General features: G+C 52.9%; 7 protein-coding genes and 1 pseudogene. 6 read left to right on the forward strand and 2 right to left on the reverse strand.

From position 1 onward, the window contains the following. The first annotated feature begins 11 nt into the window (after nucleotides 1-11). The 5 genes and pseudogenes from ACZYSM_RS28730 to ACZYSM_RS28750 all read left to right on the forward strand — a co-directional run. The gene (locus ACZYSM_RS28730; protein ID WP_489077017.1) at nucleotides 12-146 is read left to right on the forward strand and encodes an autotransporter outer membrane beta-barrel domain-containing protein; all 135 of its coding nucleotides are present in this window, start codon (nucleotides 12-14) and stop codon (nucleotides 144-146) included. Nucleotides 147-256: 110 nt separating this feature from the next. Next, on the forward strand, nucleotides 257-601 hold the full coding sequence (locus ACZYSM_RS28735) for a hypothetical protein (protein ID WP_489077006.1): 345 nt from the start codon (nucleotides 257-259) through the stop codon (nucleotides 599-601). Nucleotides 602-739: 138 nt separating this feature from the next. Continuing rightward, nucleotides 740-1,099 (forward strand): YcgJ family protein, encoded by a 360-nt coding sequence (locus tag ACZYSM_RS28740; RefSeq protein ID WP_489077007.1) that lies wholly within the window; start codon nucleotides 740-742, stop codon nucleotides 1,097-1,099. A 203-nt stretch (nucleotides 1,100-1,302) separates the two neighbouring features. Further along, on the forward strand, nucleotides 1,303-1,845 hold the full coding sequence (locus ACZYSM_RS28745; RefSeq protein ID WP_489077009.1) for a DUF4232 domain-containing protein: 543 nt from the start codon (nucleotides 1,303-1,305) through the stop codon (nucleotides 1,843-1,845). 596 nt (nucleotides 1,846-2,441) lie between these two features. Further along, nucleotides 2,442-2,884: pseudogene (locus ACZYSM_RS28750) on the forward strand (IS5 family transposase); the annotation flags it as partial. 176 nt (nucleotides 2,885-3,060) lie between these two features. Here ACZYSM_RS28750 and ACZYSM_RS28755 read toward each other — a convergent pair. Next, nucleotides 3,061-3,735 (reverse strand): DUF3313 domain-containing protein, encoded by a 675-nt coding sequence (locus tag ACZYSM_RS28755; protein WP_489077011.1) that lies wholly within the window; start codon nucleotides 3,733-3,735, stop codon nucleotides 3,061-3,063. 908 nt (nucleotides 3,736-4,643) lie between these two features. Then, a complete protein-coding gene (locus ACZYSM_RS28760) occupies nucleotides 4,644-4,913 on the reverse strand; it encodes a hypothetical protein (protein ID WP_489077013.1) in 270 nt (89 codons plus the stop codon). A gap of 315 nt (nucleotides 4,914-5,228) precedes the next feature. Here ACZYSM_RS28760 and ACZYSM_RS28765 point away from each other — a divergent pair. Next, the coding region (locus tag ACZYSM_RS28765; RefSeq protein WP_489077015.1) for an autotransporter outer membrane beta-barrel domain-containing protein at nucleotides 5,229-7,021 on the forward strand (1,793 nt) is incomplete at its 3' end.

The following is a 7,021-nucleotide window of genomic DNA, read 5'->3' on the forward strand; positions in this document are numbered from 1 at the left end:
GTAGTCGCAACATCGCAGAGTTCAGAGTCGGTGTTGAAGGGCATGTCATGCCTCAGTTGAACGTCACCACCAGTCTGACTCAGCAGGTGGGGAGTAATGGCTGGTCGGACACTGCCGGCATGCTCGGCTTGAAGTACTCTTTCTAAAGAAGGCGTTACTTCAGTGCTTTCCGAATACAGTTTTCGGGTATTCATGTCTCTATTAGTTGTGGGCCTAGGTTAAGGCCCACGATGTAAAAATATGAGGGTATTATGCTATGATCGGCAAACCTATGCGGGACCCACGTAAAGCAGTCATCTCTGAACTTGAAAGGCAAAAAAAACAATTCCTTGCCGCTGGAAACTCTATTAAGGAAATCCCTGTTGGATATAGCGGCCTAGACTCGCGTAATACGACTAAATCCTTTATCGACACTAGTGCGCTACGTTTTAATTCACAGCAGAGGCTCCAGAAGGCTGGGCGCGCAAAACTCGCGCCATGCTTACGCAAGCATGCGGATGACGGAAAAACCATACAAGAAGCCTCTCAATGCATGAAGGTAGCAATCAAACGTGCTTATTTGATAGCTGCGGAAAATAATATTGTATTCGCTGATGAGTAAGCAGAGTGATTCTCTGCTACGCGGGCTGATGAAAAATACCACTCATATGATTGCGCTAGTTACGTTGTCCAGCTGCGGATAGTTCTGAAGCAATATGTAAAGTCATCACCAAGGATCTAGCTTGGCAAGGAAAATATTATGAACAGACCACGCCTTTCTTTTTTTCTAACCCTACTGCCAGCGATGCTGGCGACCTCTGTCAATGCCGGGAACTTGGCTGCACTTAAGTCCCCTCATCCGGGCGTACTATGTGACAGTTATTTATGTGCGAATGATGAAGGTGTTTCACGAGAACTCACTGAGAAGTATCTCGGTAAAAAAGTTGCAACCAGACTGTTTTTACAAGGCGATTTCAATTTGACCGAGTTCACTTTTACCAATGGCATTTTCTGCGACGTAAAAGAGCGATTGTGCCGTGTGGGTCGATATTATGGTCCGGGCGGTAAGCGCAGTGGGGCGGTGTCAAGGAAATATACTGAGCTGCTCTTCGAGCAATAGGTTTTTGGTAAAACTCTTCAACGGTTCAGCATATTGATCAGCTGCAATACCGTCCTTCAATTGCACGCTACATTGCATCATTTTGATGCGGGTATTACATTCATTCATCTTCGCGTTGTCCTGTGCTGTTTTAATGATTTTAGCAATTTCAAGTCCAGCATATGATATTCATCGGCGTCAGGTAGCCTGCAGGTGGGAGCAGAATGAAAGATCTACCGCGGTTATTCATCAGGCTACTGGCGGGGCTGGTTGCTGCTATCGCACTGCCTGTCCCTGTACAGGCCGCGCCTGAGGATAAGGGAGGCCTTTGTCAGACTCGTCAGTTGGAGGCTCATTTCGATGACCGGGATGGTCTGTTTGACGGCATGTCACAACGCGGCACTCTACTGATCCTTCGTAACAACGGGGTTCGCGCCTGTCAGCTTTACGCGCTGCCGGCGTTAGGTTTCGAAGGGGGTGATGGTCAGTCGTTGCTGGTTGAGCGCCGACTCCCGCGCGGGATGCACCCTGGGCCAGTATTACTACCGGTGGAGGTGGCCCCTGGGGCTGAGGTCGCCATGCTGTTGCACTGGGTGTCTGAGGATGTCTATCCGGGACACAACTGCTTGGCCCCAATGACCGCCGTACTTGAGTTGCCGGGGGAGGCGGTGCGCTTGCCATTTGGTCTCCAAATGTGCGCGCCTACAGGCTCCACCGAGTTTTTTGACCAGGCGCCGCTTGGGCGTGTAACGGATAGAGTCGAATAAGGGCCGGCAAGAAAAACTATTTGTTCAAAATTCTACAGGTTGCGGAGTATCGTTTTAATATGAATGCTGGCCGGAGCTGAACAGTTGTTGAAACTTATTTTTTACCAAGGAGGGAATCACCCATAAGGGTGTTTCCAATATGGTCTATCTGTCTTCTCGTGAAACTCTAGGCGTTGTGATATTCACTTGCGTTAGGGGTAAGTGATATTGTTAACGTCGTTATAATTGCGGCGGAGTAATATGTGGGAAAAGTCGAAGAAGGCGGTTTGTTGCAAAAGAGGCGAAATTAAATGAGTAAACCTTGTTCAGAATTATTTTGATTAGATATCCTGAGATTAAATAGAAACCGAAAACTGCAAAAAATCCTCAGTGTTGAAAAAATATCGACCATCTCGCTAAGATGGACAATAATAAATAGCGCCGCCAAACCAAATCTGAGTATCCCAAGAATTTTCACGTCCAATACATTTTTTCAATTGCGCAATTGTATCCACGCAAAGGCTTACCGATCAGCGTGACCTATGGTTAGAAAATTTTCTGCCTGACACACCGCCAGCCGCCATCGAGCGTTTTTTTCGTCTGGAGAAAACTAATGGCAAGGCGAAGGTGGTCGTGCGGCGTATCCGTCGATGGCCATGTTGCGGATTCATCTGATGTAGAACTGGTTTGGCTACAGCGATCCGGCGATGGACGAAGCACTTTACGAAACGACTATTTTGCGCCAGTTTTTCGGGCTGCATCTGGAACGGATCGCCGATGAAACTACCATTCGCAATTTCCGTCGTTTGCTTGAAAAACACGAGATGGCCGGTGGGATTTTGCAGGTCATCAACGGGTATCTGGGTGATCGCGGCTTGATGCTGTGCCAAGGTATCGTGGTCGATGCAACGATTATTCATGCCCTGAGCTCGACCAAGAACAAGGACGGTAAGCGCGACCCCGAAATGCACCAAACCAAGAAGGGGATTATGTATATTTCGGGATGAAAGCGCACATGGGTGTCGATGCCGAATCTGGCTTGGTGCATAAGCGCACTGGGTTCAGTCGGGCCTGAAGATTTGGAAGGAGAAGCGTTTATTTCGCTGTCGCAAAATGGCGGTTTGCGTAAGAGGATTGACCGGGCTTTTCCTGACGACAAGGCCTGGTCAGTGGCCGGTGTTCCCGGCAGCATCAGCGGTTCAGTCCTATTGACTGAACCGACGATACGTTCCACCGTTATTTGTAGAATAGTTGCATATCGTTGGTCATCTCTTTTATCGCTGCCTTGAAATCGTTGGCAGTAATCGGCTGGCTTGCATTTCTTATGTGCTCGCCCAGGAGCTTACGCACGACTTTGGCCATCGTTTGGCCATTTCTGGCGTCGATCAGTTCGCCTTCGACGTACAGTTCGGTGTTTTGGTCGCGGTGACCGGTGGCCGCCTCAGTCGCGCCAATCGCGGCGGCGACTGGAAGTACCTCGTACCATTTCATGCCCTCATTAGAGGCTGTGACTCCGGTAATCGCGGCGCGTAAGACAAGGGTCTGCGAAGTGGCGACGGTGGGTTGGAAGATCGGTACTACGCGGTACTTCTGGCTCAGAACGCTTTTGGCATTGTCGCTCATGTAGGTTTGCAACTGATCCAGTGTCTGACGGTTGACCCGCTCATTGGGCTGGGGGGCCGGGTACAGTTCCAGTTGCTTGAAGACTACGGTGGTGTAAGCGTTCGCGTTCCAGGACGGGGACACCCAACGCATGGCTTTCTCACCACTGGGGGTGGTGACTTCCTGCAGATTGTTGTAGTCGGGAAGAAACCCTGAGTACTGCTCCTTCTGAGTGATTTTTGAGGTGCAACCGCCGAGTAGCAGGCTGGCCAGCGCCACGCCGACAAAAAGTGTTCTGGTTAAACTCATATTTTTTACTCCATTGGTAAAGTCATTCTATTTAGTTGCGGAGCGTGAGACCCCTCCATTATGTGCAGGTCACGACTTGTTTAAAAGATTCACTGCATTCTTGGTTAGTGTAAAGCCTGTTTTTAAAGGGGGGCATGTATCGGAACGCCCCGATTGTAGAGGCATGCTGATCACGTTGCTGTTGCATGACGCGGGCTTTCGCGAGTTAGAGTCTTTTCACCTCTATATCTCTGACGTTTTACTAGCTGCTCCGCACTGTCGGTGATTCGATTGTGAGACGCCTGGAGCAAATATATGAGACTCGGTGGAGAGTGCGTGTGGTCGTTGTTTGTGATGATTGAAAGTGGCCATGCTTTTGGTTTGTGAGCTCTGCATGCGAGCTGTTAGATCAGTCCCATAGTTTTTCGATTGGTCCTGCCTTGTCGTGCTTCGAGTCCGTTTTATCAAGCTGGCGGTGGCGTTTGTATTGATCGCCAGTTCTGTTCTTTTTTGGATTTAACCCTATGAACTCTTCAAATAAATTTTTGCTTGGTGCGGGGCGTGTTAATAATGATTTCAAGCTGAAGTCACTGACTTTGCGCCTACCACGGATGTGGTTGCCGGCGCTAATGGTCGGCAGCGTTGTACTGCTCGGAAGTGGTTTTTTGATGCCGTCGATGGCGATGGCCGATGGAGGGAAAGGTGCGACAGCTCTCCCAAATGCCTCCCACGATGGTGGAATGGGTGGTGTAGATGGGCCAGACGATGAGGCGGTAGGGAAAGAATCCGTTAATTACCAAGGAGGGGTTGCGGGCGGCGGCGGCGGAGCGGTAAATACATCGACTGGGGCCGGCGCACATGGTGGTGCTGCAGGAGGGGCTACTCATGGCCGTCCAGGAGAAGTCGGTGCGGCAGGCAGGGTTGTTTCATCAAGCCAAACCATTAGCACTGCGATCATAGGCGGCGCTGGTGATGCAGGTCAGTCGGCAGACACAACAGTAGGCGCTGGCGGTGGCGGTGGCGGTGGTGTTGGCCTTACTGCAACAGCGGATGTCGATATTGCGGGCACGGGAAGCGTGATTGGAGGTCGCGGTGGCGTTGGCGGAGGTGGAGCTTCTGGCAATGCTGGAGGCGGCGGCGGCGGAAGTGGTGTTATTACGTCTGCCAGGATTACCGTCGCCAGCGGTGGTGTTATTCAAGGGGGGGCGGGCGGCGCTATAAGTGGCGATGGCGGCGGTGGTGGTGGTGGCATGGGGGTAATACTATTGCCGGGAGGCAATCTAATCAATAGTGGCGCGATTGTCGGAGGTAATGGGGGAACGCCAGGCGCGAAAACCTTCACTGGCGGCGGGGACGGTGGGGCGGGGGTACTTTTGACTGGCGGCGGACAGGTCGTGAACGCTGCTGGAGCTTCTATTACAGGGGGGAGTGGTGGGGGCACTATAGCTCACCCAACTCTTGGTGTTTTCGTTGGTCGCGGAGGGGTTGGCGTTAAAGGCGAAAATATCTCTCTTGTGAATGCTGGCAGTATTGTCGGCGGTGTGGCAGGCAGTAATCATACTGTCGATGGGTCGACTCAAGCCGCCGCGGTGCAATTCACCGGTGGCATAAACTCAATCGAGCTGCAGGCTGGATCGGTCATCAACGGCAATGTGCTTGCGTTCAGTGAGGCCGACACCTTTAAACTGGGCGGGGATGCCGACTCAGCTTTTGATGTGTCCAGCATTGGCAACACCGCGCAATATCGTGGGTTTGGCACCTTCGAGAAAACCGGCGACAGCACCTGGACGCTCACCGGCACGACCGGGGATGTCACCGCATGGACCTTGAGCAGCGGCACCTTGTCGGTTTCCGAGGACGCCAATCTTGGCGCCGTCGCAGGTGGATTGACGTTTGATGGTGGTACGCTCCAGGTGACAGGCACCCAGTACACGTCGAGTGCTCGTGCGATGACACTCGGCGAGCATGGCGGGGGCTTTGATATCGTCGATGCCAACAATGCATTCACGGTTTCTCAAGTGCTTTCCGGTCAGGGCGCGGTATGGAAACGCGGTGACGGCACGTTGATTCTGTCCGGCGACAACAGTTTTAGCGGTGGCTTGACGGTTGAGAAAGGCATGGTGAAGGCGACTACTGTGACTGCGTTTGGCTCAGGCGTGGTGAATATCGCTTCAGGCGCCAGCGCCGATATGGCCGATTTGGATATGACTATTGGCGGTCTGAAGGGTGCCGGCGCTATTACGATGGGACACGGTAATCTCACGTTGGATAGCGGTGTCGATAGCGCATTTGCCGGGGGGATCGACGGCACGGGTGGTTTAACCAAAACCGGTGCGGGCACCCAAACACTTTCAGGCATCAATAACTATACCGGTCTGACCAGCGTGGCTGGGGGCACACTCAGCCAAGGGGCGGCAGGCGCGTTCAATACCACATCGTCGGGCTACACGGTGGGTACCGACGGTACGCTTGATCTCGGCGGTTTCAGTGCAACAGTTGCTGCTCTTTCTAATAGCGGTAGCGTCACCTTCGGTGGTGCCGGCGGTACGGTACTTAATGTCAAGGGCAATTACGCAGGCAGCGGGGGATTACTGGTCTTCAATTCCGTGCTCGGTGATGACGCATCGAACACCGATAAGCTGGTGGTCAACGGCGATACCTCAGGCACCACTCGCGTGTCTGTGAATAATTTGGGTGGTTCGGGGGCCAGTACACTCAGTGGCATGGAGTTGATCAGCGTCGGCGGTAACTCGGCTGGTGAGTTCACACAACAGGGCCGTATCGCAGCGGGGGCTTACGATTACAGCCTTATGCGCGGTACGGGTGCGGACGCTAATAACTGGTACCTCAGTAGTAGTCTGACTCCTCCAGTCATCCCTCCTGTTGATCCCCCGGTTACGCCACCCGTTGACCCTAGCCCGGGTGTTCAAGTTCTGCGGCCAGAGGCGGGGGCTTATATCGGTAACCTCGCCGCGGCCAATAGCATGTTCACTACAAACCTTGACGATCGTCTTGGCGAGACGGAGTACACCGACGCGGTGACCGGCGAGCACAAGGTGACGAGTTTGTGGATGCGCACGGGTGGTGGTCACAATCGTTCCGAGGACTCCAGCGGACAACTGAAAATGAAAGCAAATCGCTACAGCGTGATGCTGGGCGGGGACCTGGCAGCCGGCAGCAGTAGCAACGGCAGCACTTGGCGTTTGGGTGGTCTGGCGGGCTATGGCAATGACCGCAACACGACCACTTCCGATATCACCGGGTATCGTGCAAAGGGCGAGGTAGACGGATACACCACGGGGCTTTA

The organism is Pseudomonas sp. F220 (assembly GCF_057813935.1).

Bases quoted from the DNA above. Each gene is read 5' to 3' on its own strand.
- ACZYSM_RS28755 (WP_489077011.1), bottom strand. From the start codon at position 3,735: ATGAGTTTAACCAGAACACTTTTTGTCGGCGTGGCGCTGGCCAGCCTG.
- ACZYSM_RS28735 (WP_489077006.1), top strand. From the start codon at position 257: ATGATCGGCAAACCTATGCGGGACCCACGTAAAGCAGTCATCTCTGAA.
- ACZYSM_RS28745 (WP_489077009.1), top strand. From the start codon at position 1,303: ATGAAAGATCTACCGCGGTTATTCATCAGGCTACTGGCGGGGCTGGTT.
- ACZYSM_RS28740 (WP_489077007.1), top strand. From the start codon at position 740: ATGAACAGACCACGCCTTTCTTTTTTTCTAACCCTACTGCCAGCGATG.